This is a genomic window from Lysinibacillus pakistanensis (assembly GCF_030123245.1).
Taxonomy (GTDB): Bacteria; Bacillota; Bacilli; order Bacillales_A; family Planococcaceae; genus Lysinibacillus; species Lysinibacillus pakistanensis.
On the sequence record NZ_CP126101.1, the window covers coordinates 2499779 to 2525617 of the forward strand.

35 protein-coding genes and 2 riboswitches are annotated in these 25839 nt (G+C 36.6%); of the genes, 31 read left to right on the forward strand and 4 right to left on the reverse strand.

Translation table 11 applies throughout. The annotated features are described in order from the left end of the window. The first annotated feature begins 142 nt into the window (after positions 1–142). From QNH24_RS12220 to QNH24_RS12255, 8 genes are all read left to right on the forward strand, one after another. Positions 143–1060, forward strand: coding sequence for a hypothetical protein (locus QNH24_RS12220; RefSeq protein WP_283872520.1), 918 nt, complete (start codon positions 143–145; stop codon positions 1058–1060). Between the two features lie 93 nt (positions 1061–1153). Then, positions 1154–2131, forward strand: a complete 978-nt coding sequence (locus QNH24_RS12225) for a thymidylate synthase (protein WP_283872522.1) — start codon at positions 1154–1156, stop codon at positions 2129–2131. A gap of 201 nt (positions 2132–2332) precedes the next feature. Continuing rightward, positions 2333–2530: a hypothetical protein gene (locus tag QNH24_RS12230; protein ID WP_283872524.1), complete on the forward strand. Its 198-nt coding sequence runs from the start codon at positions 2333–2335 to the stop codon at positions 2528–2530. A gap of 53 nt (positions 2531–2583) precedes the next feature. Further along, entirely contained in the window at positions 2584–2790 is a 207-nt protein-coding gene (locus tag QNH24_RS12235; RefSeq protein WP_054771500.1) for a hypothetical protein, read from the forward strand. A 147-nt stretch (positions 2791–2937) separates the two neighbouring features. Further along, positions 2938–3351: an Rrf2 family transcriptional regulator gene (locus QNH24_RS12240; protein WP_283872527.1), complete on the forward strand. Its 414-nt coding sequence runs from the start codon at positions 2938–2940 to the stop codon at positions 3349–3351. Positions 3352–3420: 69 nt separating this feature from the next. Then, positions 3421–4050: an NAD(P)-dependent oxidoreductase gene (locus tag QNH24_RS12245; RefSeq protein ID WP_054771501.1), complete on the forward strand. Its 630-nt coding sequence runs from the start codon at positions 3421–3423 to the stop codon at positions 4048–4050. A gap of 223 nt (positions 4051–4273) precedes the next feature. Next, positions 4274–5695, forward strand: a complete 1422-nt coding sequence (gene aspA, locus QNH24_RS12250; RefSeq protein ID WP_283872528.1) for an aspartate ammonia-lyase — start codon at positions 4274–4276, stop codon at positions 5693–5695. A gap of 428 nt (positions 5696–6123) precedes the next feature. After that, complete coding sequence (locus QNH24_RS12255; protein WP_283872529.1) at positions 6124–7368, forward strand: methyl-accepting chemotaxis protein; 1245 nt, start codon at positions 6124–6126, stop codon at positions 7366–7368. A gap of 320 nt (positions 7369–7688) precedes the next feature. Here the strand turns inward: QNH24_RS12255 and QNH24_RS12260 are convergent, their stop codons facing one another. Together QNH24_RS12260 and QNH24_RS12265 are read right to left on the reverse strand one after the other, a co-directional pair. After that, entirely contained in the window at positions 7689–7880 is a 192-nt protein-coding gene (locus QNH24_RS12260) for a hypothetical protein (RefSeq protein ID WP_283872531.1), read from the reverse strand. 151 nt (positions 7881–8031) lie between these two features. Continuing rightward, on the reverse strand, positions 8032–8274 hold the full coding sequence (locus QNH24_RS12265; protein WP_283872532.1) for a hypothetical protein: 243 nt from the start codon (positions 8272–8274) through the stop codon (positions 8032–8034). 236 nt (positions 8275–8510) lie between these two features. Continuing rightward, positions 8511–8693, forward strand: a riboswitch (cobalamin riboswitch). 179 nt (positions 8694–8872) lie between these two features. Between QNH24_RS12265 and QNH24_RS12270 the strand changes: the two genes are divergently transcribed. After that, positions 8873–9787, forward strand: coding sequence for a tyrosine-type recombinase/integrase (locus tag QNH24_RS12270; RefSeq protein WP_283872533.1), 915 nt, complete (start codon positions 8873–8875; stop codon positions 9785–9787). Between the two features lie 634 nt (positions 9788–10421). Here QNH24_RS12270 and QNH24_RS12275 read toward each other — a convergent pair. Further along, entirely contained in the window at positions 10422–10775 is a 354-nt protein-coding gene (locus QNH24_RS12275; RefSeq protein WP_283872535.1) for a hypothetical protein, read from the reverse strand. A gap of 699 nt (positions 10776–11474) precedes the next feature. Between QNH24_RS12275 and QNH24_RS12280 the strand changes: the two genes are divergently transcribed. From QNH24_RS12280 to QNH24_RS12290, 3 genes are all read left to right on the forward strand, one after another. Then, positions 11475–11660: a hypothetical protein gene (locus tag QNH24_RS12280; RefSeq protein ID WP_283872536.1), complete on the forward strand. Its 186-nt coding sequence runs from the start codon at positions 11475–11477 to the stop codon at positions 11658–11660. Continuing rightward, positions 11657–12187: a hypothetical protein gene (locus QNH24_RS12285; protein WP_283872537.1), complete on the forward strand. Its 531-nt coding sequence runs from the start codon at positions 11657–11659 to the stop codon at positions 12185–12187. Before QNH24_RS12280 ends, QNH24_RS12285 begins: the two co-directional genes overlap by 4 nt. 235 nt (positions 12188–12422) lie before the next feature. Further along, the gene (locus QNH24_RS12290; protein WP_283872538.1) at positions 12423–12845 is read left to right on the forward strand and encodes a hypothetical protein; all 423 of its coding nucleotides are present in this window, start codon (positions 12423–12425) and stop codon (positions 12843–12845) included. A 28-nt stretch (positions 12846–12873) separates the two neighbouring features. Here the strand turns inward: QNH24_RS12290 and QNH24_RS12295 are convergent, their stop codons facing one another. After that, the gene (locus QNH24_RS12295) at positions 12874–13227 is read right to left on the reverse strand and encodes a helix-turn-helix domain-containing protein (protein ID WP_283872540.1); all 354 of its coding nucleotides are present in this window, start codon (positions 13225–13227) and stop codon (positions 12874–12876) included. 169 nt (positions 13228–13396) lie between these two features. Here QNH24_RS12295 and QNH24_RS12300 point away from each other — a divergent pair, with 169 nt between their 5' ends. From QNH24_RS12300 to QNH24_RS12390, 19 genes are all read left to right on the forward strand, one after another. Beyond that, positions 13397–13816, forward strand: a complete 420-nt coding sequence (locus QNH24_RS12300) for a hypothetical protein (RefSeq protein ID WP_283872541.1) — start codon at positions 13397–13399, stop codon at positions 13814–13816. A gap of 493 nt (positions 13817–14309) precedes the next feature. Next, on the forward strand, positions 14310–14921 hold the full coding sequence (locus QNH24_RS12305; protein WP_283872542.1) for a hypothetical protein: 612 nt from the start codon (positions 14310–14312) through the stop codon (positions 14919–14921). 210 nt (positions 14922–15131) lie between these two features. Continuing rightward, positions 15132–15617 (forward strand): helix-turn-helix domain-containing protein, encoded by a 486-nt coding sequence (locus QNH24_RS12310; protein ID WP_283872543.1) that lies wholly within the window; start codon positions 15132–15134, stop codon positions 15615–15617. A gap of 217 nt (positions 15618–15834) precedes the next feature. Continuing rightward, entirely contained in the window at positions 15835–16797 is a 963-nt protein-coding gene (locus QNH24_RS12315) for a hypothetical protein (protein ID WP_283872544.1), read from the forward strand. Between the two features lie 62 nt (positions 16798–16859). Continuing rightward, positions 16860–17102 (forward strand): helix-turn-helix domain-containing protein, encoded by a 243-nt coding sequence (locus QNH24_RS12320; protein ID WP_283872545.1) that lies wholly within the window; start codon positions 16860–16862, stop codon positions 17100–17102. Between the two features lie 47 nt (positions 17103–17149). Beyond that, on the forward strand, positions 17150–17422 hold the full coding sequence (locus QNH24_RS12325; RefSeq protein WP_283872546.1) for a hypothetical protein: 273 nt from the start codon (positions 17150–17152) through the stop codon (positions 17420–17422). Positions 17423–17523: 101 nt separating this feature from the next. Further along, positions 17524–17697: a hypothetical protein gene (locus QNH24_RS12330; RefSeq protein ID WP_283872547.1), complete on the forward strand. Its 174-nt coding sequence runs from the start codon at positions 17524–17526 to the stop codon at positions 17695–17697. Beyond that, complete coding sequence (locus tag QNH24_RS12335) at positions 17698–18123, forward strand: hypothetical protein (RefSeq protein ID WP_283872548.1); 426 nt, start codon at positions 17698–17700, stop codon at positions 18121–18123. After that, complete coding sequence (locus QNH24_RS12340; RefSeq protein ID WP_283872549.1) at positions 18113–18790, forward strand: hypothetical protein; 678 nt, start codon at positions 18113–18115, stop codon at positions 18788–18790. Before QNH24_RS12335 ends, QNH24_RS12340 begins: the two co-directional genes overlap by 11 nt. A gap of 2 nt (positions 18791–18792) precedes the next feature. Beyond that, positions 18793–19041: a hypothetical protein gene (locus QNH24_RS12345; RefSeq protein ID WP_283872550.1), complete on the forward strand. Its 249-nt coding sequence runs from the start codon at positions 18793–18795 to the stop codon at positions 19039–19041. A 2-nt stretch (positions 19042–19043) separates the two neighbouring features. Then, the gene (locus QNH24_RS12350; protein ID WP_283868566.1) at positions 19044–19232 is read left to right on the forward strand and encodes a hypothetical protein; all 189 of its coding nucleotides are present in this window, start codon (positions 19044–19046) and stop codon (positions 19230–19232) included. A gap of 87 nt (positions 19233–19319) precedes the next feature. Next, positions 19320–19640 (forward strand): hypothetical protein, encoded by a 321-nt coding sequence (locus tag QNH24_RS12355; RefSeq protein ID WP_283872551.1) that lies wholly within the window; start codon positions 19320–19322, stop codon positions 19638–19640. Between the two features lie 118 nt (positions 19641–19758). Then, on the forward strand, positions 19759–21861 hold the full coding sequence (locus QNH24_RS12360; RefSeq protein ID WP_283934538.1) for a phage tail protein: 2103 nt from the start codon (positions 19759–19761) through the stop codon (positions 21859–21861). 161 nt (positions 21862–22022) lie between these two features. Beyond that, positions 22023–22562, forward strand: coding sequence for a hypothetical protein (locus QNH24_RS12365; RefSeq protein ID WP_283872553.1), 540 nt, complete (start codon positions 22023–22025; stop codon positions 22560–22562). Beyond that, a complete protein-coding gene (locus QNH24_RS12370) occupies positions 22544–22954 on the forward strand; it encodes a phBC6A51 family helix-turn-helix protein (protein ID WP_283872554.1) in 411 nt (136 codons plus the stop codon). Before QNH24_RS12365 ends, QNH24_RS12370 begins: the two co-directional genes overlap by 19 nt. Before the next feature lie 851 nt (positions 22955–23805). Beyond that, on the forward strand, positions 23806–24111 hold the full coding sequence (locus QNH24_RS12375) for a hypothetical protein (protein WP_283872555.1): 306 nt from the start codon (positions 23806–23808) through the stop codon (positions 24109–24111). A gap of 114 nt (positions 24112–24225) precedes the next feature. Further along, positions 24226–24408, forward strand: a riboswitch (cobalamin riboswitch). A gap of 30 nt (positions 24409–24438) precedes the next feature. Next, positions 24439–24567, forward strand: coding sequence for a hypothetical protein (locus QNH24_RS12380; RefSeq protein WP_283872556.1), 129 nt, complete (start codon positions 24439–24441; stop codon positions 24565–24567). An 87-nt stretch (positions 24568–24654) separates the two neighbouring features. Then, entirely contained in the window at positions 24655–25416 is a 762-nt protein-coding gene (locus QNH24_RS12385; protein ID WP_283872557.1) for a hypothetical protein, read from the forward strand. 21 nt (positions 25417–25437) lie between these two features. Then, positions 25438–25839 carry a hypothetical protein gene (locus QNH24_RS12390; RefSeq protein ID WP_283872558.1) on the forward strand — a complete coding sequence of 134 codons (402 nt, stop codon included), beginning with the start codon at positions 25438–25440 and terminating at the stop codon, positions 25837–25839.

Here is a 25839-nt window from a genome sequence, read left to right on the forward strand (position 1 = left end):
CATAATAAATGATCATTATGGAATACCGAAATCAGCTCTTTCGGAAAACCACTATTGCTTTTTCGGAATAACGAAATAGTCTTTTCGGTAAAAGCTATGATAGTGTAAATCTAGCATATGTGACGGAAAGGGGGAGCATTGCGTGAAAAAGTGCGGATTGTCACTAATCCTGTTTTTCCTAGTCGCCATAATGTTGTATCCAATGACAGCTATTGCTAATGCCTTTGAAAAAGATAAGGTTGAAGTTGATATTTGCATTATCGGAAGTGATAATCATTTTGTTTATAAAATACCTAAGCGATTACATAAAGATAAGCCTTATGTTGAGATGAGAAATAAGATTGAATCCACATTAGCAAGTCATTGGAAGGTAGAAGATGCTCATTATGAAGCGAACCAGTCAGAAGTTGCGTATACTTTCTTCATTCAAGATTTATTTCAAGAAAAGCAAAGTGGGCAAATGAAAGTAGCAATTCCATATAGTATCCTAGTAGGAATGTTTGGTGAAGATGAAGCCATTGAATTACGTATTTTAGCTAGTAAATTAACGAATTGGAAAGTCAATGCAAATGATTGGGCAGCATTCGGGTTCGTAGCACCTCTCACGCTTTTAAGTGATCAGGAATATGTCTATGAGGGAGCTGTCTACGAGCTTTTACAGCAGCGGGTAGGCCATTTTGATGGAACCGTCATGAAAGGTCAATTGGTGCTCAATAGCGTTATCTATTTTAGTTTTATTTTAGTGCAATTATTGACTTGTATAATAATGTCAAGACGCTTGAAAAAGAGAATCATTAAAGATCCAGAAAATATGCATCAGTTCCGAAAGTTAAATTATCTGTATCAAATCATCCCATTAATGGTAATCATTGCGCAAATTGTATTTTTAGTGATGTCTGGGCTGTTGACTGCATTTGGTCTTTATTTTAATCCAGGCATTGATTTATTATTTATTGTTGGACCGATTTTATTGAATATTATTTTGCTGCCTACATTTTTCGTTACAACTGAAAGTGAAATCTCTAAAGAGTTAAATAATTTCTTAGATTCAGGTATGTAAATATTGAAGTTGTTTTTTCTTTTTGCCCGACCAAATAGGGTTATTAGATGTTATAATGGTCAACAGCAAACGTGAAGGAGCTGTTGAGAAACGATGACGCATCCAGAAACTGCGTATTTACATTTACTACAACATATATTAGAGAATGGCATTAAAAAGGAAGATCGTACAGGGACAGGGACATATAGTGTATTTGGCCATCAAATGCGTTTTGATCTCAGTAAGGGCTTTCCGCTGTTAACGACAAAACGTATTCCGTTTAAACTTGTGGCTAGTGAGTTACTTTGGTTTATTAAAGGTGATACTAATATTCGATATCTATTACAGAATAATAATCATATTTGGGATGAGTGGGCCTTTAAAAAATGGATTGAATCTGATGACTATTCTGGTCCTGATATGACCGATTTTGGTAGACGGTGTTTAATAGATGAATCATTTAACGTGATTTATCAAAAAGAACTGGCATCATTTTGTGAGCGTGTATTATCAGACGATGAATTTGCACGCAAATATGGGGAACTGGGGAATGTCTACGGCAAGCAATGGCGCAATTGGACAACATCTACAGGGGAGAGCCTTGATCAATTGCAGGATGTAATCCATCAAATTAAACATAATCCTGATTCAAGACGTATCATTGTCAATGCTTGGAATCCAGAAGATGTGATTGATGCAGGAGCAAAGGGCAGTAAAGCGGCATTACCTCCATGTCATGTGATGTTCCAATTTTATGTAGCTGATGGTAAGTTGAGCTGTCAATTGATGCAAAGAAGTCTGGATACACTATTAGGTTGTCCATTTAATATTGCTTCCTACGCATTATTGACACATTTAATTGCGCATGAGTGTGGATTAGAAGTTGGCGAGTTTATTCATAGCATTGGGGATGCTCATATATATATAAATCACGTGGAGCAAGTAAAAGAGCAGCTTTCTCGTGATCCAAAGGACCTACCAACCTTGAAAATTAATCCGAATAAAACGTCAATTTTTGATATAGAGCTTGAAGATTTAACAATTGAGGGCTATAACCCGCATCCAGCAATTAAAGCACCCATAGCCGTATAACTATAACAGCAGCCGATTTGGTTGCTGTTTTTTTTAGAATTTAATTTTCCTGAAAAAGGTAAAATATTAGAATAATTCACCAAATGTTTCAAAAGAGAGTTTTCCAATATATTGAATATGGCAATTATAGGATATATACTAAAATTAGTTTAAGTACTAAGAAATCTTTAGGGTTCAAATAAAAATGTAGAGGTGAATAGTATGAGGAAATCAATGGTGTTTCAAATAGATGAAAGAGGAGAAAAACAACGTAGAAGGAAGTTGACTATCCATTCACCTCAACCAGAAAAAAATGCTATTGAACAACATGAGCAATCCTACATCTCTACAAAATTAACACAGGAGCAAATTAAGAAAATGATGCAGGTAATTGATGAAATTCGTCTTAGACGATTATGATATATTATAAATAAAGCGCTTTCTAAGCTATAATAGCCTAGGAGGTGTTTTAGATGAACGTAATATTTGTAGAAACATTTACAGGTACAGAGCTTTTACAAATGGTGTCACAGGATGTAGCAGGCATATTAGCAGCAGCACAAGGAGAGAGTGTAACATTCCCATTAGGTCACTTTAAGTATGAATTTCATAACCTAGATTTTTATGAGGAAGACGGAGAAATCCGACAAGAGCTAGTTATTTACGTAAAGAAAATTTAATGCTGAACTTCAATCTGTTTTTTTATTCGAGAGAAAAGAATAAGATGCATTTTAAACGGAAAAAATAAAAACAGGTGTTAAATAAAGCAATTTTCTTGCCTTTTTTGATACCTGTAACTATAATAGTTACAACAGGTGGTGATACATATGGTGAACAGTCGATTTTCGGTAGCGATCCATATACTTTCGCTCATTGCAACAACATCTGATAAAAGTCAGCTAACCTCTGATTTTATGGCAGGAAGTGTCAATACCAATCCAGTTGTAGTAAGACGCATGATTGGTACCCTCAAAAAAGCAGGATTGCTGTCATCACAAACAGGCATAGCTGGTTATGAGCTATTAGTAGAGCCAAGAGATTTAACATTATTGGCTATCTATCAGGCAATTGATGGGCCCGAGCAACTTTTTGCGATTCATGATGAGCCAAATCCAGCCTGTATGGTAGGGCGAAAAATCCAACATACGTTGGAGGGGGTTTATACATCTATTTGGAATGCAATGGAAGAACAGTTACAAGCACAAACTTTACAGGATGTGCTAGATCAACTTCGTCTTTAAACGAAGTCGATCTTTTGTACTCTACCTGTAACTTAAATAGTTACAACTATAAACTAGGAGGAACACATAATGAAAATTGGTGTAATTGGAGCAACAGGGAAGGCAGGACAAAGAATAGTAGAGGAAGCATTACAACGTGGTCATGAAGTAACAGCCATCGTACGCTCTGCATCGAAAGTAGCAGCTAATATCCCTGTTATGGAGAAAGACGTATTTGCCTTAACGCAAGAGGATGTAAAAGGCTTTGATGTTGTTATTAATGCATTTGGCGCTCCGTTTGGTCAGGAAGAATTACATGTAAAAGTAGGTCGTCATTTAATTGATATTCTAACTGGCATAGATACAAAATTATTTGTTGTTGGTGGAGCGGGCAGTTTGTTTGTAGACCCAGAAAAAACTACGCGCGTAATGGATACACCAGACTTTCCTGAAATGTTTTATGCAACAGCTAAAAACCAAGGTGAAAATCTACTTGATTTACAACAATCTGCAATTACTTGGACATTTTTAAGTCCATCTGCATTCTTTGATCCAGAAGGTCCAAGAACAGGAAGCTACAAAGCAGGTGCTGACCATTTATTAGTGAATGCTGCTGGTGAAAGCTATGTAAGCTATGCGGATTATGCAATAGCTGTAATAGATGAAATTGAAAATCCAACTCATAAAAATAGTCGTTTTACTGTAACTTCAGATAAATAAAAAAGAAAGTGCGGGATTTATTGGAGAGGTTTTTACTTGCTTCTTTTTTATGACATTCACCACTTAAAGCGGAAAAATGGACCGAGCGTATAGAATGCGCTCGGTTTTTAGCGAATAATTTACTTTTTTAAAGGATTTTTTTATTTTACAGAAAAATGACTGTTTACAATCCGCCATTAATTAGCTACTATCAAGTGTGAGTATTGCATAAAAGGAGACGACAATGATGTCAACACAACGTATAGAAAAAGATTTTTTAGGTGAACGAGTATTACCAGCAAATGCTTATTATGGGATTCAAACGCTACGTGCGACTGAAAACTTTCCTATTACAGGCTACACAATTCACTCTGCTTTAATTAAAGCAATGGGGATTGTTAAAAAAGCAGCAGCATTGGGCAATATGGAAGTACACCTATTATCAAAAGAAATTGGTGAGGCAATTGTCGAAGCAGCACAAGAAGTGATAGATGGAAAATGGGATGCAGAATTTATTGTAGACCCAATCCAGGGCGGTGCAGGTACATCGATCAACATGAATGCCAATGAAGTAATTGCAAACCGTGCCCTAGAAATTTTAGGGAAAGAAAAAGGGGACTATCAATCAATCAGTCCAAATAGCCATGTGAATATGTCCCAATCAACAAATGATGCTTTCCCAACAGCTATTCATATTGCTGTTTTAAATTTAATAGATGAATTACTGCTAACGATGGATAATATGCAAGCGGTATTCCACCAAAAAGCAGAGCAATTTGCGCATGTAATTAAGATGGGACGAACACATTTACAAGACGCAGTGCCAATTCGATTAGGACAAGAGTTCGAAGCTTACTGCCGTGTGATCAACCGTGATATTGTACGTATCCGTCAAACTCGCCCAAATTTATATGATGTGAATATGGGCGCGACAGCAGTTGGTACAGGTTTAAATGCATTCCCGGATTACATTAAGTCTGTCGATGAGCATCTTGCTGAAATTTCAGGATTACCGTTAAAAGGTGCAACTCATTTAGTAGACGCTACACAAAATACGGATGCTTATACAGAAGTGTCTGGTGCATTAAAAATCTGTATGATTAACATGTCTAAAATTGCGAATGACCTTCGCTTAATGGCTTCAGGGCCACGTGCCGGCTTAGGAGAGATTATCTTACCCGCTCGCCAACCGGGATCTTCCATTATGCCAGGTAAGGTAAATCCAGTAATGCCAGAAGTTTTAAATCAAGTTGCCTTCCAGGTAATCGGCAATGATCAAACAATTTCTCTAGCATCTGAAGCAGGTCAATTAGAATTAAACGTGATGGAGCCTGTTTTAGTATTTAACCTAATTCAATCCATTAGCATTATGAATAATGTATTCCGTGCGTTTACTGAAAACTGTTTAAAAGATATTGAAGCAAATGAAGAGCGTATGAAGGAGTATGTAGAGAAAAGTGTTGGTGTCCTAACGGCTGTTAATCCACATATCGGCTATGAAGTGGCTGCTCGTCTAGCACGTGAAGCAATCCTATCAGGTCGTTCAATTCGTGATTTATGTTTGGAAGCTGGCGTACTAACAACTGAACAATTAGATTTAATTTTAGACCCTTATGAAATGACACACCCTGGTATTGCAGGATCAAGCATTATGAAATTGAAATAATAGATTTTAGAGAGCACTTTGCCAAGCGTAAAGTGCTTTTTTATCTTGATTCAGCACATTTTAACTGTACAAAAAGCGAAGAGTCATACACAGAATACTCCCACCTCTATAGGTGGCGAGTTGAATGAGATTTTTTTCTTTTCAGTGCGGTACAAATACCCGCTGTAATAGAAAAACTAGGGCTAAGAACTTCATATTTTGTTAGAACTCCTTAGTGACCAACATCACGTTGGCCTAAACCCCTGATAGATGTCAAAGTTATTGAAGAGGTGCTTTTCGAGTGAGCTCGAAAAATCCAGACACAATTGCACTGTGATGTAATTGTTATGACTTAATTCTTACAATAGAGGGGCCTTTTTCTGTGAATCGAAGGAAAATTCAACTATAATAACTACATTGGAATATTATTATAGTAGGGGGAAATTAGTATGAGTTTAGGAAAAAGAAGTATAATTGGTTTTTCTGCTTTAAATGTTCTTATGATTATTATTTTAGTCATAGACCTAGCAAATGTTACATCATTGGATTGGTTATCCACATTATTAACAATACTAGGGATTGCAATGACACTTTCCTATATTGTCTATGTACAGTATAAAATTATTAAACCCATCAACCAATTAGCAGCATCTGCTCAGGCAATTGCAGAGGGAAATTTGCATACTGCTCCTATTGAAGTGAATTCCAATGATGAAATTTCATCGTTAACAAAAGCATTCTTAGAGATGAAAGAACAATTACAAATTATCACACAAAAAATTGCCAATAGCTCTTCAGACTTATCTACCAGTATAGAGGAGCTATCTGCCAGTACAAATGAAATTACGATGGCTGTTGATGAAGTCGATTCTCAAATGGAAAAAACATCAGATAGACTTAAGCATGTAGCGCAATCGGCCAATGAAAGTGCGGTGGCAATGCAAGAAACAGCTGATGGCATTGAACGAATAACTGTGGCAACACAAGATGTTTTTGACCATGCAAAGGAAGCGAATGATGTTGCCGGTAACGGTGCAGAAATTTTACATGTGGCTAAAAATCAGATGCAATTTATCTCGAACTCAACTGAAAAAACAAGTCAATTAATGCAACAGTTAACAAATAAAATGATGGATATTAAATCCATGATTGATATGATAACAACCATTACAGATCAAACGAATTTACTAGCATTAAATGCAGCGATTGAAGCAGCACGGGCTGGGGAGCATGGTCAGGGTTTTGCGGTGGTAGCAGAGGAAGTTCGTAAATTGGCAGAGCAATCCAAACATTCAGCACATCAAATTGTTGAGCTAGTAGTTGGAATTGAAAATGATACAACACAGGTTGCATCATCAGTTGAAGAGGATTTAAAAAATGTTCAGCAAGGTGTCTATGTCATTGATGAAGCTACAAAATCATTTGGTACGATATCTCAACATGTAAGTAAAATGACGAGTCAACTGGAGGATATATCTGCTACGGCTGAGGAGCTTTCAGGTAGTGCTATTGAAGTAACGAAATCAGTTATGACAATTGCTTCTGGAATGGATAATTTATCACATTATACAGAAGTTGTTCTACAATCAGTAGATGAGCAAAGTGCCTCCATGCAAGCAGTCAATACAGTATCACAAGATTTATGTGTGCAAGCAGAAAATTTACAAAAGCTTACACAGCGATTCAAGGCATAATCATGTAATCTTAGAAAAAAATCAAATAACCCACATGTTTAAGAAGCATGAATTGTTGATACTTTGTACATGACAATTTAGCAAAGACGTTATAAATAATATGGAACAAAGCCTAGGCTCAAAATTAATGTTGAGCCTAGGCTTTTTGTGTTTCCGTTAAAATTTGGCTTAAATCGATCTTTTATAAGCATGCATTGCCGAAGTATATTGGAATATTTTAGGGTTGACTAGTCCCTTACGTAAATCCATCATCCCTAATTGTCCCATTCTTTTTTCAATAAAGGAATCAACCAACTACCACTTGGAGCACCTTGTAAGACTTATATTTGATCGGATGATAACACTGAAACTTTATTAGCTTCAATAGGTTCTTTTGCATGTTCTATTGTTTCTTGAAAAGCTTTCGTATCAACTCTATACATATTTTCGCCAACTTTTTCAGTAAAACCTTTGTATCCGTATGCTCCTCGAAGGATTGCTAACCTTTTACTCATATCTTCCATAGAAACCATTTTTAAATACATCTCCCTTCAAAGGATTCCTAAATTATAATTGTGGATAATATTTAAAGTTCTTTCAGAGGTATACTTGTGATGCTATTTGATCAATATAGAAAGCTGTTAATCGTGGTGCTGGATCTCTTAAGATTGGATAAATTCCTCTTTAACTTTTAGCAGCCTCATCTAAAGTTACTTGTTTAATAGTCCAATCAGGATGTTTTGTTTTTAAATTTTCAATTAATGAATCTACCTCAATCATATCTTTTTCTACTTCTGAAGCTTCAGCTGTATTTAGCCCCAACAAACCACTTGTTAAAATTCCAACAGCTAGTAAATATTCTTCATATGTACATTTCATTTTTGATTTTTGTTTTATAAGGATATTATCGGGTAAATGTAAAAACATAAATATATTACCTTAATTTGATAAATTTATATTCTTTTCGATATAATTAAAAAAATTGGTAAAAATAGACGTGATAAAACAATGAATAAGTATTTTAGTAACTATCCCTTCTTAATTAAGGTAGTTTTTTTCATTTTGACAATTAATAGAATACATATTACAATTTAGTTTGATAGTCGGTAAGGAATATTTACGCTGCTATTTCCGACATCTTTAAAATGGCTTAATTAACAACTGAATAGCGTGTAATAATAGGTGTAAATTGCGTGCAATTTACTGAAAAGGGAAGTCGGTGCAAATCCGACACTGTCCCGCAACTGTAAATGTGAGCGACTTTTCAAATACCACTGTTTTCAACGGGAAGGGGAAAAGAAGCAATGACCATAAGTCAGGATACCTGCCTATTATGAGTACACACCATAACCCTACGAGGAAAGCATTTTTATTAGGAATGGTGATGTGCTACAAACGCTGGCATGTCAATGTTTTAGAGTATATACATATTGAAATTTAGGATAGTGGGGTCATATAGCCACCATTCTAATTAACGAGGACACTTTCTTTAGATTAATGAATCTAAACGGGGGGTGTCTTTTTTGTGATATTAAAATTTGCTATACAAGATTTTTTAGACGAAAAGGAACTGCAAAATCTAAGTAAATATACATTGCAAAGTTACAAGGCTTTTTTTAGAGAATTTAAAAGATGGTTATATGAAAAAGAGATAGTTGACGTAGATGATATTACACCTTCTGTTATCAAAAGTTATCTACTTTATTGTAAAAATGAACGTGGAAACTCAGCGCCTACCATAAATACAAAGTTGAAACACTTGAGAGCTTTTTTTAATCATTTACAAGATAATGAGTTTTTATTGAAAAATCCAATAATCAAAATAAGCAGGATGAAAGAAGATACTCAAATTGAAGTATTTACTGATGCCCATATTAGAAAAATGCTGGCATATTACAGGAGAACAAAAGGAAAGGATAAGCAATTTATAGCGTTTAGAAATAGCTGCATTATCACAACGTTACTCGGCACGGGAATACGCATCGGAGAGTTATTAAATTTACAGTGGTCGGATATTGATTCAGTAAACTACTTAATGACTATCTATGGTAAAAATCGTAGACAAGAAACTGTCCCGCTTACATCAAAGGTGTTACAAGAGTTACTGGAATATAAGCTTTTTTGTGAAAGGCACTTTGGTACATTATCAAATTTTGTGTTTGTAAAGTATATCAATACACAAATGACTTACGATTCTATTAAAAATATGTTTAAAAAGTTACAAGAAGTAATGAACTTTAGTGATGTTCGACTTTCTGCACATACGTTTAGACATACTTTTAGTCACCGATTTTTGATGTCGGGTGGAGACGTTTTCACGCTTCAAAAAATTTTAAGACACAAAAATCTCAGTATGACAGAAAAGTACCTTGCGCTATGGGGAACGGCACTACACGAACAGAATGAGAAATACAATCCGTTGAATGATTTTGACTTATAGATAAAAGAAAAAGCCTAGCGCTCACAACGCTAGACCTTTCTTATTCCGATTTAACACAAATATGCCCGCCAGCATAAGTGTTTCACTCACAACTAAAAATGAGCGATTAAATATGCCTTCATTCTACTTCAAAAAAATTAGAATGTCAAAGGCCTGTTTTCCTATTGTCTTTTTTAGGAACGCTCACTGACGAGAAGCCGTTAAGCGTCATTAAAAAACACGTCAGGTTACGCCGAGCCAACGCAGTAAATTCGGCTAGGACACATTATGCGAGTTCCTTGTTTTTCGCAGTGTCTGAATGTGGTTGACGCACATAATCGGTCAGGAGTGGAAGATCTGAGTGGCTACGGTCACACAGGGTACATCACATAACGCAATTTTATGACAAATCATAATCCAGTGTAACTATCGGGGGCAGAAGTAGATTAGTAGATGTATCGATTCGAAAGGATCACGATTAAACAAGGGCATACAATACGGATACCTTAATTGAGGATTCATGGAATCGGCTGTCTATGTTAGTTGATTCTTTTTTTGAGTCTCTAACGTAGGCAACCGAAATTAGCACCAAGCCGTTTTCCTTATCTCGGCTTCATGATGTTTGAAGTAGCTAATAAAAGTCAAGAAATTTGTATTATTTAAACGCTATTTCTATAAAAATAATATAGGCATCGGTCAGTATAAAGAATATACCAAATATTAAAAGTAATAAGCCTATATATAATAAAACTGTCCAATAAGAAGAATCAGTCTTTACATAGTGTTTAAAAGCCCAAATAGCAAGACCAAAAATATAACCATTTAAAGTTATAAAGAAGGAGGTTAAGATGAATAAGACCCCAATTTGAAAAACAGTAACGTTAGTTAAAAAATTTTGCGTTACATTTAACACAGTCAACAAAGATATGCCTGAAAGGGTAGTCAAACTAGCGAAAAAATTGATCTTATCAATCCTTTTTAAATCTTTAAATTCATTAAAAAAATTCATAATCTACCGCCTAATTGTGAAAATGATATAAGAATTATTTATATTTTACCATTTTAATAACAAGAAAATAAGTGCTTTTATGTTGTAATTTGAACAGGGCGGCGCACTCAACGCGACGGTGACATCAGCCGAACCGGATTATCTTTCTTGTTCCTTAACATCGCTCTTTCAGCCTTGTTTTGCGAACAAGGTAGATAATTTTGCGGTCAGCCTTCCGCTCTAGTTCAATCAGCCAAAATTATAATAAAAAGTAAATAGATTTATACCAAAAATGTAAGAAATATAGAATCTATTATTAACAAAAGAATGTACTATTTGATAATGGGGGGGGTGATTTCGTGGAGAAATGGAACGAAAAAGTTGTTGAGCTACTTGTAGATTTAAATAGTCTAAAAAGGGCGGAAAGAGTCATAAGTAAATAGTCAAGAAATAAATACTATCGAAGAATTTTCGATAGGGACATTTATAAGTGAAAAAACCACCTATTAAGCAGAAAATTTATATTTAATATTTTAGATGATTTTATAAAATTAGCAGTTGAAGATTATTTTAAGGAAAGAATCTATTTATAATTAATAAGCAAAGCTAGGGAAAAATAATAGATTGCTCTTTATTACTTTATAAGATTTTAGTTAGGGATTAATTTGAAAGTAAGTTATAATTTGTATGTTAAAATAATTTTAGAAAGGAGGTAATATAATGACAGAAAAAAAACCTTATCAAAATAATAGAGAACAAAAGCGAGATTATAGGGAAGATTATAGAGAACATTATAATGAAAAAATAGAAAAAGGCAGTAATTATGAAGCGTTAAGAGAACATGATAATAGTAGTCTTGTAAGCTTATTGAGCCAAATTGAATCTGAAAAAGATAAGAAAAAATGAGCGACATTATCGCAGTAATTGGAGGATTAAGTAGTTTTGTATCTTTAATTTTGGCTGGAGTAATAGCTTGGATTGGTGTTAGTCAATCAAAAAAGAAAGACACTGATAGATTTTATGAATATTTAGAAATAATGATTAATTTAAAAATGGAGCTTGAAATTGCGTTAGCATCATATGTCTCTCAAGATGACTTAGAAGCTTTTAACAATTTAAATACAAGATACACAGCTTTTGTAAACTACTTAGATTATTTTTCGGCGAAAATAATAAATCAGAATTTATTTAACAACAAAGCATTTAAACAATTCCAAGGTGAAACCCATCAAGGTTTAAAAGAATGGGCGATAATACAGTTAAGAATTTATGGGATAATAGAAGAATTGAAATTTAATAAATTTGGAATAACTTCATCTTCAACTACAAGAAAATCTAATCTAAGGAACACTTATAAACTATTAAAGCTTACTCTTCCTAGTAAGGATTATGAAGAGATACAAGATTCATGTAGGAAGTATGGATTATTTTAAATTAATTACTTGAGGCTTTTTTAGAATTATTTTTATATTCTATATAAAAATAAAAAGCATTTCTAAGTAGTTGGCCCCCGTTTCAACGAATTTAATTACGGTTTTTCATTTTATGTAATGCCGTTAATATTTCCTTATGCGAGAAGAAATCCCCTAATGAAATATATTTGACAACAATATTATTGAAAAAAATAGCAGGATCATAAATAGAATATCTATAAAGGAGTTAATATATATGGTAAAGGATAATTGGGTTGAAAAGCTTAGCGAAAAAGTAATAGATGCAAACAGAGTTGATGAATTTTCGGATGTTCAAAACGTTGTGAGTTATGTAGACGAAATAATCCAGTCTACATTTAATATTGATAAATTAGAAGGAAAAAACTTTAGATATAGTAAAACCAATAAATCTATCCAGTTGTCGATCTTTGATAAACAGTTGAGTATATTTGCTCAAGAATATGAAGAATTGGTAGCAATAAAGGTCGGGAGTGTAAGTAATCCTAATGATATTAAAGTTGTTGGTGTAATCACTATGTATGATGGTAGCTTCAATTATCCAGAGGGTATTAAAAAGGAAAAATTTAATAAATGGCATATAGAGAGTATATTAAAGGAAAACTTTCAAATAAGAGAAGAAGTATTTAGTTTTGAATAAAATTATTTAAACGCCTAGTAAATTTAAACTAGGCGTCTTTTTTGTCGTTATCGAAAACAATATCATAAGGGTTACCGCCGGACATAATTTCACTCTCCGGTAAAAATGATAATAGTTGAGTTATATCAGTTATATTCATCGCTGCAGCAATTTTTTCTAGCGTTGGTATGTGTAGTCGCTCAATATTACCTCGACATAACTGACTGATTGTTGCTTGTCGAACTCCACTCATATCAGCAAGCTGCTGTTGAGTTAATCCACGTTCTTTCATTCGAGCCTTTAAATGAAAAATAATATGAACCGGATCATATTCTGGCTCATCATTATCATCTTGTGCATATAAGGCTTTTAATGCTTCTTCACCTGTTAAATAATCACTCACTTTATTCACCTCAATTAAAGCTTACCATACTTTTATACGTTTATGCGAATAAAATGTTGACATGTGATATTTTTAAAGTTATTATACTCTTAAGCGTATGAAATGACGCATATTTTTTTCTAAAAGTTATACTCTTAAACGTATAAAAGGATATCAGGAGGTTGGTAAAATGGTCAAAATTGTAAAAGAAGGACACTGGTTATCTGAAAATGGTTTATGGGGCATTGAATATCGTGTAGTGCTGATTAAAAAAACTGGTACGTATTCACAAGAAATATGGGTAACTCGACGTAATATAAAAGGGAAACACGTTCGTACAAAGAAAGTGGTTCCGCGCTATGTTAAAGAAATGATAGATAAATATAGTAGAAAGTGTAAAGAGTGTGTTGCTCGATTAGTTGAGGTTAGAGAGGTACAGGTACTTACTGCAAAGGCCGAAAATAATTCTTGGCAAACTGTGCTTACTCTAGGTGAAAGTGAGAATAAGATATTTTATTTAAACGAGTCTACTTATGTTATAAGAAACGACTTCTACAATGCATTAATTGTCAATGAAAGGGAGCATTGTTTGTTGGAGGTGGTTTTATGAAGGAAAAGTTAATGAGACAAGCTCCTGTGACTGCAAAATCGTACACAAAAGCATACCTACGATTATTAACGCAAGCTGTTTTCAATAGTTGGTAGTTCCTCAAAAAAAGTTTGATGCGTTCTTCTTTGGACCGAATGGAGAAGAAGGAGAACTTAGAAAGTGGTATTACGGAACGATAGCATTCTCGATTGCAGTAGTTTTGTTTATATATGGGATGAAAAATTAATTTTCGTAAAAGTGTACGGATCAGGAAATGTTTCTATATTAGATAAGTAGAAAGGATAAATATTAAGTTGTCACAAAATCGATATAAAAAGGCTTTCTGAAAGTGCGCCAAACGGAAATTTTTTGTATATAAGTCAGTAGGAATAATTTTATAAAAAGTGATATCAAATTAAGATTTTACCGGGCAGTAGGTAGTAGGAGGCAATTCCGTCGAGCGGTCGGCGTTTATATACCAAATAAAAACTAATTAACTAAGGGAGAGATTATTATGTTATTCGAAAAAGCATTTTTAGTAAAAGAAGTTAAAGGCGGTAATTTTGCAATTGTGACTGCAGTAAGCAAGTCAAAAGCAATTATCCAGGGCGTAGAGGCTTTCCGATGTGAAAAAAGTGACGTAGAGATATTTGATTTTAATAAGTTAGGGAGAATGGGAAAAGATTTCATGCAAGTTTTGAAGTTATATACTCACATGAAGGTATTGGGTGAGCATAGTGGGGAAATTGGAGATGTATTTCTAAATCAAAATGACATCCTCCATAGAATGATTAACGGTAACGAGCCATCGTGGGTGTTAAAATTAGAGGTTAAATCTTTAGATGAGAAGCTACAACAGCTTCGTGATATTCCGATTCTTAATAAAAAAATACGTATTGATCGAAATGATATCATCAAGGGTTTCACTGTAATTAATGATAGATTACTTAGTCTGGACTATGAAGAAGCTGCATATTATCTAGCTTTAACTCAAAGACTAATTGGTTTATTTTTCAGCAAAGTAACACCGGAAATAGATGGGTTCTTGGAGAAGATGTCAGGACTTATCTCAAAACTTAGCGCATCCCAAATCGAATTATTAGAGCAAATGGAAATACTTGCATGAAAACGAAAGCTATCCGATCACTACGGCTTGCCAACGAGCTTGCCGCTAGTGGTCATCGCATATTACGTACAGAACCTTGCCGTAATTTACCTGGCTATCAAGTGTTTATCTTTGAAGATTCGCCCGCATTACAAGCGATATTGACACACTCAAGCAGACGATAATGATGATCCGCAGCCAATCTATTAAACTGCTAAAGGAGAAGATAATGTGACGGAAACTATAAAAGATGTACAAAAGGCTTTGCCTTACGACTATGATGGCGGTTGGGTAGCTGTTCAAAATGCTGTTTTAACCGTTTACACGTTACACCCGGATTTTAAAGCAACGACTTTGTTAGTTTACGCGTATTTGTTAAAGAACTATAACATCGGGCGGCGATACAGTTGGCCTTCGTTTGACGCGATGGAAATAGATTTAAATATAAGTCGTGGTACTATATCCGCAGCCACTCAAACGTTATGTGATTTAGGTATGATTAATATTTTTAAGCGTGGTTCGCGTGGTAGCCATGCTTATACATTCAATGTGTTGATTGATGACGAGGTAGAGTTTATCACACGATTCCCGGATGCGATTCCGAATTACGAGAAGAAGTTGGCTAAGGTCGAGCGTATCGATGCGAAAAAAGCTGCATTTGATAAGTTGATTCCGGTACGTGGTCAAGATATTGAATTGTCACAGTCTGATTTTTAGACCTCGACTATCTCGTTTATTAGTATATATAAAGACTTAACGATAAAGACCTAATGTATAAAGATTTAAAGATATTCCGCTATTTGCAAAAAGACGCAAATAGACGGGCTAGTAATATCGCTAAATATATTATTGATTGTAGATATAAGAGAGATAGAGCAAAAGAAGCCTCGCAGTCTAAATTTTAGACTATGAGAATAACCGAGGAGGACAGCCAATGACGAAATCAGTCGCAGCTAAAATGAGAGCCAGTAAAACAACGTTCGCACTAATCGAATATGCAAAAGCTGACGGAATCACTATAACGTATGAAAATGTTTATCCAGGCTCTATTTACACACATAAAATTATCCAGGCGTACCACTACGTCAAGACTAGCGAAGATATGCCTAAATCTAAAAATCCGTCAATACTTGAGCGGTTTGCAAATGTAGATGACGTACCACTAAAAACTGCGAAGGTTACAACGTTGGAAGGGATGGCTAGAGAGTTCGGCAAATTATCGGAGCACCTAGATCGTAAGAGTATTCAAGCAAATCCGCCTGTTAACGATAAGGCTTACGTTGAGCGATCCGAATTTACAATTACGGATTTATACAACGATTTAATGTCGAAGATTGAATGGTCGCTATTTCGGTATATGGCGTTGATTTACACGTTTGGATTCGATGCGTTGCCGTATTATTCTACCGTACTAGATTACTCGTATTACGTCCACGAGCGTAAGAAGTTTCGTAGATGTAAGTACATGTTTTGCCTGAACATGTTTGCTATTGAAGGCGATAACTTACGCGATACGAAATCAAAGCGAGTAGATAGCCGATTCTGCTGTGATGCATGTCGCAAAGCCTCACATGATGCGAAAAAACGATTTAAACGCACAGGCTCGTATTTGCCGGTTGAATATTATGTGCCTATTTATGGTGAGTCGGTGGATGATCGATATAGACTTCATGAGGAAACGCAGCCATCCTATAAGGTTGAAACGGAGATAATGAAGAAGAAGCCTATGTTCAAAGCAAAACTGAAAAATGAAAGTTACGAGCATGGAGAAATGGTCAAATATAAAACGTTGGCCGAAGCTAAACAAGCCCAAATAATTGCAGAAAAAGTTGATAATATAGCCGTTTATCGTCAGATTATCCGTCGTACGAACCCCTATATTAGTGAAGGGCAATAGCCCATTTTATTTTAAGCACCTAGTGTCAAAATTAAACAACTAAATACAAAGGAGGACAAGTGATGAAACCGCACATGATTAAGGCATTGCGATCGTATTACGGTTTGACGCAAGGAGAGTTCGCTTCACAGGTCGGCTTCGCTCGAACAACAATTAGTGAAGTGGAGAACATGCGGAAATATCCGTCTGCAGCGTTGTTAGCCGCTATCACTCGACAGTTTGAAATTACAGATGAGTTTGTAGCTTTTTTGCGTGATTTCGAAAAAATAAATGGAATTATCCATAATTACACATTAACAAATTAAAAGTCAAAAGTAAAGCATTTTAACTCATAAAATATACAGCGAAGGGGATGACTGCTATCACAGCAGAACTTTGGAGACAAACAGATTCATCGTTCGCACTCTATGTAGACACGGTGCATGAACGTGAAATCCGCAACATTAAACGATCACGCGATTGGGATATTACAGCGACATATCAAAAGAACGGAAAACTCATTGGTTTACAGTGGCGTGTGCCTGAATCGAACTATCGAGCAGCGAAACGTATTGAAAAGCGTATCAACGAGGGTGTACATGATTCTGCGATAGAGCCTTCATTTTGGCGTGAAGAAAGTGGCTAGGATAAATACTATTAACTTTTAAATTTAACGTCTAATTTAAAGGCGTTATAACGAGTTTATGTCAATATACGTATCAAATTTTAAGGGGTGTTGGTTAAGGAATGCAGATATATTACAGCAATGATAGCGGTGAGCATTGCGTTTACATCGACGAAGGTGAGCGACAACGCCGCATATTTTTACCACCGGAAGTAGCTACGCTTGATGCTCGATATTTTGTGCAATCAGAGGCAGCTAATTACGTAATTCAACAGCTTTTAAAAGGCGACGATTAGATGCGCTTTGCCTTGCTATCAATCGTTGCCTTGCGAGAGGTTCCGTTCCTGTCACTATTAATTTACGAAACTGACGAACGGGGCATATCTACTCTAATTGGCGAAATTTCAAAGCCTTATGACGATTTGATCGACTTGCTAGACGATTTATATGCGTATGAAATAAACGAGCTGCAGACGGATAGTCAAGAGTTGTATCACGACTTAATGAGCGCTCAGTATCCAGTGATTTATCGGCGTGAAGTCGAAGGGACGCGTGAGCAGATTACCCGTTACGAGGAAATGTTAGTCGAATTATTCGAGTTGGACAAGCAAGACGAACAGCCAACGCCTGTTATTCCGATGTGGCGATTGTGGTGTATCGACAAGTTAGAAAATATTATTCAAATACTGAAAACAAAGGGGATAAAACTAGATGACAATTAAGACACACGAATTTAAATTATTGCAAGATTACAGAGAAGAAGGCGCTGTACGAGCAGAGAAACACCAGCAGTATCAAACAGACTTAGCAAATGCTCGCGCACGTCTAAGTGAGTTGCAGACGCAGTATGAGGTTACGTTTACAGAAAGCGTTAAACAAGGTACAGATGCAACTGAGCAACTCACTAAAATTGACGATGACATCGCACTACAAAAAGAGGTTGTCATACGTCGGGAGCGCGATGCCCGTTTAGCACATGCAGCTATGCCCGAAGGTAAGATTTCGTCTGTAGACGTAGTCAATGAATACGTAGATGTGTTTGTACCAAAAGTTAGAGCGGAGTATGAACCGATTGTCGATGCAAAATTAAAAATGGCGAGGGATTTGCTAATTAGCTGTATTATTGATCACCGCGATGGTGAAGATGCTTACGGATATTTACGTGAAGAAATAGCTGAAATAACTAGAGCAAATCGTAGTCAAGGTAAAACGAGTGAGAGTCCGACAATAGCGCATCCAACAAGTACCGCGAAAGTTATGGGGAGACAAGGGGCTATAGGTGGAGTGCGTGAAGTAATCAATCAGATTAGTTTGTTTACAAACGGCCATAAGCCCAACGATTTTGAATATATCGCAGAAGTACCAAAAAAGACTAAGGGAGCGAAATAATTATGAGCAAATATAACGAACAAGTAGAAGCATTACAGGCGCAGCAAGCGAAGGGTAAAGGTACTAATTTCCGCGCTTTAGAATATGGCTTAAAGCAGAAATTGCAAGACGGTACAATTCAGCAACAGGACGTAGCGATCGCATTACAAGTCGCAAGTGCAATTGGTTCGTTGAGTTCGCGTGTTTTATACGCAAACGTTAAACGAGCCGCACAACAGTCAGTGGAACAAACGGAAAAGGTAGGTAGATAATTATGACAAATTACAATATCGTGCGTACAGAACTAACAAAACTTTTAGAGGCTGAAACAGTTACTCGTGAAGACATTTCTGCAGCAATGCAAATGGCTCGCGTATCAGGTTTAGATAGTGATCGAGTTCTATATGCACAAATTAAACGACAAGTTGAAGCAAATGAAGAAAAAGAATCAACGACAAACTGAATACCGCAATATTAACGCAAAAGGCATGACGTTTTAATCGACGTTGTGTCTTTTTCTATTCATAAAACCACTAGGGGGATATAAGGGATGGAATTAACTGCCGAACAACAACTAGCAATCATAAAAGATGCGGGCTTACTCGCAATTAACTCGTTGCCACCTAACTTTTTCAGAGCAAACGGTGGTCACAAAGATAGGATGAGAGAACTTGAATCATTAAAATTCCAACTTAATGGAGTTGTTGATCCTGAACTAACTAAGCTATCGAGCGATGTTAAAGAATCAATTGAATTAGTAGTTAAATTTTTAAGGACAAATAAAGAGAAATTTAGAAAACAGGCTCTTAGACAAAGTGACGATGTTTTTGCGGAGATCATAAAAGTCTCCGAGCGTACTGGGGGCTTCTGATATGGCCGTAAATTTGACAGCCGTGTTTCGTGTACGTGATCAAGGCACATCGCGTCTTAGACGAATCACTCAGATGATGGAGCAAATGAACCGTGCAAGCAGAACAACTGGCGATAGTATGTCGAGAGCGCAATCGGCAACCAACCGTTTTGGTGGTGCAGTTTCTTCGGCATCAAATCGTATGGGTGGATTTGCAACTCGAGTTACTTCATTGCGCGTAGGTGCAAACGGACTTAGTGCGTCGTTACGTGGGATGCAATCCGCATTAATAGGGCTAGCTGGCGCATACGTAGGAGCGAACGGTGCTGCTAAATTGCTAAATTTGACAATTGGGGCTGCAGCAAACTACGAGCAAAATGCGATGGCCATTAGCGGTATGTTTGGCGATGATAAGCAAGCAAAAAAGTACCTTCAAATGGTTGAGAAGGCTGCAATTGATAGTCCGGTATTGAACAGTACGGATATGATGACAAACTCAAAAGCATTCATAGGAATCAGTAAGAACCTTGATGAATTAAAACAAGTTTGGGGACTAGTTGAACGTATACAGGCGCTTTCAGGCGTAGACACTCAACAGGCGGCTTTCTCAACAAAAGAGCTTATGCAAGGTGACTACGTTTCAATGTACGAGGCAGTCGGACTAGATAAAAAGGAATTGCAAAAAATCACTAAAATGGACGGCATGTCTGCTAAGATGGCCGGTTTGGATAAATTATTAACCAAAATGGGCGTTACAGATGAAATGGTTAATAAGATGGGAAATACGACAAAAGGATTGTGGTCTCAACTCGAAGAGAAGTCACAAACGTTCTTCAGAAACATGGGAATGGAAAGTAATACAAAGCTAGGAGAATTTTTAAGGCGACTAAATAAAATGTTTGACGGTCTTGATACGACATCTATCAGTAATAAATTGGGAGGGATGCTTGCTAAAGCCACAGACAAAGCGATTGCTTTATACGATATTTTCGTGAAATGGCGAACACAAATAGCTTACGTAGCAGGAGCGATTGGTACGTTTGTAGCTGCGTTAGCTGTAGTAGGAACAATTTCTGCGTTGGCAAATCCAGTCTCGTTAATTGCTGCAGGAATAGCCGCAGCAGCAATCGGATTCAAAGCGCTTTATGACAATAGCGAAACCTTCCGTGGAGCTATCGACGGTATCGTCAGCAAAGTAAAAGAGCTATGGTCCGCATTTAAGGGCGGAGGTACAAGTGGGTTGATAAATGCGCTATTCCCACCGGATATTGCCAAACAAGTTAATTCTGTAGTAGACGGAATCAAGTCGAAAATGGCGGAACTGACAGAGGCCTTTAAGACAGGTGGCGTTGGCGGAGTTTTTGATAAAATTTTCGGAGAAGGTTCGTTCGAAACAATTAAAACGAAGTTCGAAGAATTTAGAACGTATGCTACCGAAAAATTTAGTCAACTCAAAGGCGTTTTTGGGCGACTGAAAGAAACGTTCTCCCAAGCGTTTTCCACTATCGCCGACATCATTTCGAATGTATGGACGATTATCGAGCCATACCTAAGTGGATTCTGGAATATCCTACAGGTCATCGGAGATATTGCGATGATTGTTTTCAACAACGTAATCGCTCCGGCAATCTCGTTCCTAGTACAGTTATTCTCGACGTTATGGGCAATCGCAAAACCAATTCTTACGGCTTTAGGAATTGCTTGGGAGGCTTTATCTACGATAATTAAATGGGCTTGGGATAACGTTTTATCTCCGTTAGTAGACTTCATCCTAACTGGCGTTAAGAATGCGTTCGATGCTTTCTCAGACGCTCTATCAGTCGTACAAGGGTGGTTCGAATCATTAAGCGGATGGGTTTCGACTGCATACGGACATGTAAAAGACTTTATCGGATTTATCTCTAGCGCTAAGCTGCCGAGCTGGATTAGTAACGGAATCAGCGCGGGCGTAAACTTCGTCGGAAATATAATCGGTGCTGGCGACGATAAAAAAGGCGGTAAGAAATCTCATTATAGTGGACTAGATTCCGTACCCTATGACGGATATTCAGCGCGTCTCCACAAAGGTGAACGCGTTTTAACTGCGCGAGAGAATCGAGAATATTCGGAAGGAAACGGTTCGGGCAGCATTTCAATAGCAAAACTTGCGGATCAGATAACAGTGCGTGAAGATGCCGATATAAATCGTATTGCTGACGCACTTGTAGCGAAAATACTAGAGAAACGAGGGGTGAGCGGATGAGCATAGAGTTTTGGCTTTCATATAATAATAATGCAGAAAGTATGCGATTACCTGTCAATCCTAACGGCATTAGTGTTTCGTAAATAATTTAAACAAACGGGCAGGCATCGGCTATTAAAGCGTTGCTTGTCTTTTCTATTACAGCGAAAGAAGGCGAGTAAATGGGACGTTTTCTAACGATTGAGGAATTAAGAGAGCGGATTAAACAGCTAGACGAGGAAAAGGAAGCGAGAGACATTGAACAAGGTTATTGTATCTTACAGCAACCTTCATATAAGCCAGTCGTAAGTGATGTTTGGGCAGAAGAAGCGTATTACAAGTATTTGCCCGAAATTAATATATTTCTTGAAGAATACGCATCACTATTACTTGAAGTAAAAGAAGTTTTCACAGGCGATTCACCGAAGCTACTGGAATGGCAAGCGTTATTAGATATTGCGTCAGAATGTAAAGACAGCTCACTACGATTTAAATGCTTATTTATATCGAAAGTTTTTCTAAAGGCAGCGATTGAAGGCAAGTCACAATTAGATTATGCGAAGTTGGCAGAGATGATTGCTAATAGTATCAACGATTATCCTTACCACGTTTATTATAAAGAACGCTATGACGATGGTTATGGTGAAGATAAACAAGGGACATTTTATGAATATTACGCAATGAAAAGGGAGGAATTAGCGGAATGGCTACGCGAACACTAAACGAAATCTTAAAGAAATTAACAGCGGAACAGGTGAGAGCTGCAAACTTACTATTTGAGAATGATATTTTACCACCGAAGCAACGCCGTACTTTTGAGCAGATTGCTGACGAACTAGGAATCGAAGTACGTACGCTATATAACTGGCGGAAACTAGACGCTATGTTAGATTACAAAGTCGCTATGACCGATACTTATACTAAGGAACATCGAGCGCGTATCATGAATGCAGTCATCCGTGAATCCGAGTTAGGTAACGCTTCAATGACGAAGTTATTCATGCAGAATCAGGGGATGCTAATCGACCGAGTGGAATATGAGGATAAATCGGAAAAAGTTGACGAATCCGCAGTGGCGGCTAAGTTAGCAAGTTTCAGAGCAAAGCATAAATAGCGATATATCAACGCTTTAGAGCGGAAAAGTATTATATTGGCGGTGGTTGGCTTCGGCTGACTGCCGTCTTTTTTTTTGCGTTAAAGTGGCGTTGATGCTTCCGTTTAATTCCGAAATACGGAGAAACATCGGGCAGAAGGCGCTGGTGGACGCGCTACCTTGAAAACAAATCGTTATCTGACAATTTAACCGTTATTTTATACAGCATTTTATGCAGTATTGTAACAGATGTTCAAACAAAGGTAGTCGCAAGAAATGCAGTATATCAATGATGTATAAAATTGTGTATAGCTTGTTGTTGCACGGAAGTAGCGAAACGTTGTCGTATCAACAGTTTGACATTGCTTTTAGTTTACATAATCTTATATTATCGGAAGTTGAAAACGAATATTTATTCATTCTATATTCAATGCGTTGATTCAACGTTAACAATTTCGAAAATCCCCCAAGCCGCCTACTTCCTACAGGCGCTTTCTACTGTCCGATAATTACAGATACCTTTTTTAAAACAAGCCTTTTTTTTGCGATGTCATAGGCATCGAGAATCGTTGAATTGGATAGTTGTACGTGTGGAATCGTCTGAAAGCTTCTTATTGTGAGGTTATATATGTTATTTATTCCTATTTTAGGAATAGTATTATCTAGATTTAACTTGCGTCAATTTTGCGTTAAAAAAAAGAGCGTAGGAATCCCCATGCCCGTAACTCGTTTTTTAAATTCTACATAAATAATAGCCCAAAATAAAAGTGCCGTAAATACCTTTTTAAATAGTTTGTTAATAAGTCTCCAAAGCCTATTTTCATGCGATTTCTTTCCGTATATACTCCGAATTATAAATGGAGGTGATACGGATGTTAAAAAAAAGACATTCGGTTAAGGACGTATTAAAGAAGCTAAATATTACGGACAAAACATTAACTAGTTACGCAGATTTAATGTGTGAAGTAGACGATAATTTTGCTGATTCATTGAATAAGGTTAGAAAGTATAGTGGTAAAGAAATCGAGGTTATTCAATATATGCTGCGTAGAAAATCCGAGGGGGTTTTGAAAGAGATGGCGCGAGATGAAGCTGCAGAAGTATATTACGATCAAACTAAACTCGATGAAGTGTTGAACGAATTTCAGAAGTTGATAGATAAAATAAAGCAACGATGATTAGTATTAGTTGTTTGTAAAATGTTGTGATAATTGACTTTTGATTCACACACATTTACAATTGATTTTAATAATCTATAAGGAATGTGGAGTACACTCGATTCCTTGACAACTGAATAGCGTGTAATAATAGGTGTAAATTGCGTGCAATTTACTGAAAAGGGAAGTCGGTGCAAATCCGACACTGTCCCGCAACTGTAAATGTGAGCGACTTTTCAAATACCACTGTTTTCAACGGGAAGGGGAAAAGAAGCAATGACCATAAGTCAGGATACCTGCCTATTATGAGTACACACCATAACCCTACGAGGAATAGGAGGTGGCATGTTGACAAAACAGAATGCTCTGTTTGTCACAGTACGTCAAACGCCCAAATTAAATAAAGGTATGTGGATGAGTTCCCATACATTTAGATTTGGGTATTGTTTGACCTTTTGTGATGAACGAAAACAATAAATTGAAGGGTTTCCTCTAATATGAAGGAAATCCTTTTTTTACTGATGACTTCCGTTTTGAAAATATGTACGAAAAGAGGATGCACATATGACGAATATTCATGTATGGTCAGCACAGGAAACACACTTTGAGGATATGAAAATTTGTAAGCAGCCACGCACTGAAGTTGCCAAGCAAGCAAAAACAAGAATGGTTGTGGAATCACTTGTTGATCAATTACTTGCAACCCGTCTTATTAGTAATCAGCGACTATTTGAACAAATTTTATATAACAAGGATATTATTTGGATTCAAAATGAGGAATTTAATGGACATCTTTTCGCAAGGGCAGAGATAACAGAGAACCTGAAAACGAAAACAAATAGCTTTATGATGTATATGCCAACAAATCCAATTGTGTATGAGGTGGATGGCGAACTTTATCATTTAATTACACGCATCGATTCAACCCGTTCCAAACCAAATCTAGAACGATTTTCTGTAGAGCCTAAGCCTGTATTAAGTGCTGCTCGTGTCAATGATTTATTGTGCTCGATTGTGATGCGCTTTTATGAAACTTATTTGGAAGATTTATCATGGATTGCTCAGGATAACAAACTTATTAGTCTAGTGGAACGTGAGTATAAGCATTTTTTACAAGCCGTGAAGGAACTAAATGATTATCATTTAAACTGGCATCCGCGTGGTAATGGTCATGAGCTATTGCTGCAATTAATTGATAATTTGCAACTTTTGAAAAGTAGACCAGGCAAAATGTTAACAGACTTTTCGAATTCCCATAGCTATGCTGTTGTAGAACCTTCTTATCGCCTTTTCAAAGACACAAGGCAAAATGTACGGGCATTATAGAAAAAACAGCAGCTCAGGTCAGTGAAAATTGCTCTAGTTAATCCAAGAACAACTCGGGTTCAAGATAAAACTGCTCATGTCAGCTCAAGAATAGCTCAGTTACATGGGAAACCCGCTCCGGTCATCCCAAAAATTGCTCGGGTACAGGTGAAACCCGCTCCGGTCATCTCAAAGATTGCTCGGGTAAAAGAGAAACCCGCTCTGGTCATCCAAAAAATTGCTCGGGTACGGGAGAAACCCGCTCCGGTCATCCAAAAAATTGCTCGGATACAAGGGAAACCCGCTCAGGCAAGTCAAAAAACTGCTCAGGTCAAGAAGAAATCCGCTCAGATTAATCAATATCCTCTCAATACCAGAATTAATAGAATCTACAGTAAACAGGACATGGTATCAATTTCCCATGTCCTGTTTCTACTTTTCTAA

Coding starts and splice junctions, on each gene's coding strand:
- QNH24_RS12275 (WP_283872535.1), bottom strand. CDS start 10,775: ATGAATTTTTTTAATGAATTTAAAGATTTAAAAAGGATTGATAAGATC.
- QNH24_RS12325 (WP_283872546.1), top strand. CDS start 17,150: ATGACTGCTATCACAGCAGAACTTTGGAGACAAACAGATTCATCGTTC.
- QNH24_RS12370 (WP_283872554.1), top strand. CDS start 22,544: ATGGCTACGCGAACACTAAACGAAATCTTAAAGAAATTAACAGCGGAA.
- QNH24_RS12330 (WP_283872547.1), top strand. CDS start 17,524: ATGCAGATATATTACAGCAATGATAGCGGTGAGCATTGCGTTTACATC.
- QNH24_RS12235 (WP_054771500.1), top strand. CDS start 2,584: ATGAACGTAATATTTGTAGAAACATTTACAGGTACAGAGCTTTTACAA.
- QNH24_RS12240 (WP_283872527.1), top strand. CDS start 2,938: ATGGTGAACAGTCGATTTTCGGTAGCGATCCATATACTTTCGCTCATT.
- aspA (WP_283872528.1), top strand. CDS start 4,274: ATGATGTCAACACAACGTATAGAAAAAGATTTTTTAGGTGAACGAGTA.
- QNH24_RS12315 (WP_283872544.1), top strand. CDS start 15,835: ATGACGAAATCAGTCGCAGCTAAAATGAGAGCCAGTAAAACAACGTTC.
- QNH24_RS12340 (WP_283872549.1), top strand. CDS start 18,113: ATGACAATTAAGACACACGAATTTAAATTATTGCAAGATTACAGAGAA.
- QNH24_RS12265 (WP_283872532.1), bottom strand. CDS start 8,274: ATGTTTTTACATTTACCCGATAATATCCTTATAAAACAAAAATCAAAA.
- QNH24_RS12345 (WP_283872550.1), top strand. CDS start 18,793: ATGAGCAAATATAACGAACAAGTAGAAGCATTACAGGCGCAGCAAGCG.
- QNH24_RS12335 (WP_283872548.1), top strand. CDS start 17,698: ATGCGCTTTGCCTTGCTATCAATCGTTGCCTTGCGAGAGGTTCCGTTC.
- QNH24_RS12305 (WP_283872542.1), top strand. CDS start 14,310: ATGTTATTCGAAAAAGCATTTTTAGTAAAAGAAGTTAAAGGCGGTAAT.
- QNH24_RS12230 (WP_283872524.1), top strand. CDS start 2,333: ATGAGGAAATCAATGGTGTTTCAAATAGATGAAAGAGGAGAAAAACAA.
- QNH24_RS12360 (WP_283934538.1), top strand. CDS start 19,759: ATGTCGAGAGCGCAATCGGCAACCAACCGTTTTGGTGGTGCAGTTTCT.
- QNH24_RS12355 (WP_283872551.1), top strand. CDS start 19,320: ATGGAATTAACTGCCGAACAACAACTAGCAATCATAAAAGATGCGGGC.
- QNH24_RS12300 (WP_283872541.1), top strand. CDS start 13,397: ATGGTCAAAATTGTAAAAGAAGGACACTGGTTATCTGAAAATGGTTTA.
- QNH24_RS12375 (WP_283872555.1), top strand. CDS start 23,806: ATGTTAAAAAAAAGACATTCGGTTAAGGACGTATTAAAGAAGCTAAAT.
- QNH24_RS12290 (WP_283872538.1), top strand. CDS start 12,423: ATGGTAAAGGATAATTGGGTTGAAAAGCTTAGCGAAAAAGTAATAGAT.
- QNH24_RS12280 (WP_283872536.1), top strand. CDS start 11,475: ATGACAGAAAAAAAACCTTATCAAAATAATAGAGAACAAAAGCGAGAT.
- QNH24_RS12255 (WP_283872529.1), top strand. CDS start 6,124: ATGAGTTTAGGAAAAAGAAGTATAATTGGTTTTTCTGCTTTAAATGTT.
- QNH24_RS12260 (WP_283872531.1), bottom strand. CDS start 7,880: ATGGTTTCTATGGAAGATATGAGTAAAAGGTTAGCAATCCTTCGAGGA.
- QNH24_RS12285 (WP_283872537.1), top strand. CDS start 11,657: ATGAGCGACATTATCGCAGTAATTGGAGGATTAAGTAGTTTTGTATCT.
- QNH24_RS12385 (WP_283872557.1), top strand. CDS start 24,655: ATGACGAATATTCATGTATGGTCAGCACAGGAAACACACTTTGAGGAT.
- QNH24_RS12350 (WP_283868566.1), top strand. CDS start 19,044: ATGACAAATTACAATATCGTGCGTACAGAACTAACAAAACTTTTAGAG.
- QNH24_RS12225 (WP_283872522.1), top strand. CDS start 1,154: ATGACGCATCCAGAAACTGCGTATTTACATTTACTACAACATATATTA.
- QNH24_RS12365 (WP_283872553.1), top strand. CDS start 22,023: ATGGGACGTTTTCTAACGATTGAGGAATTAAGAGAGCGGATTAAACAG.
- QNH24_RS12245 (WP_054771501.1), top strand. CDS start 3,421: ATGAAAATTGGTGTAATTGGAGCAACAGGGAAGGCAGGACAAAGAATA.
- QNH24_RS12320 (WP_283872545.1), top strand. CDS start 16,860: ATGAAACCGCACATGATTAAGGCATTGCGATCGTATTACGGTTTGACG.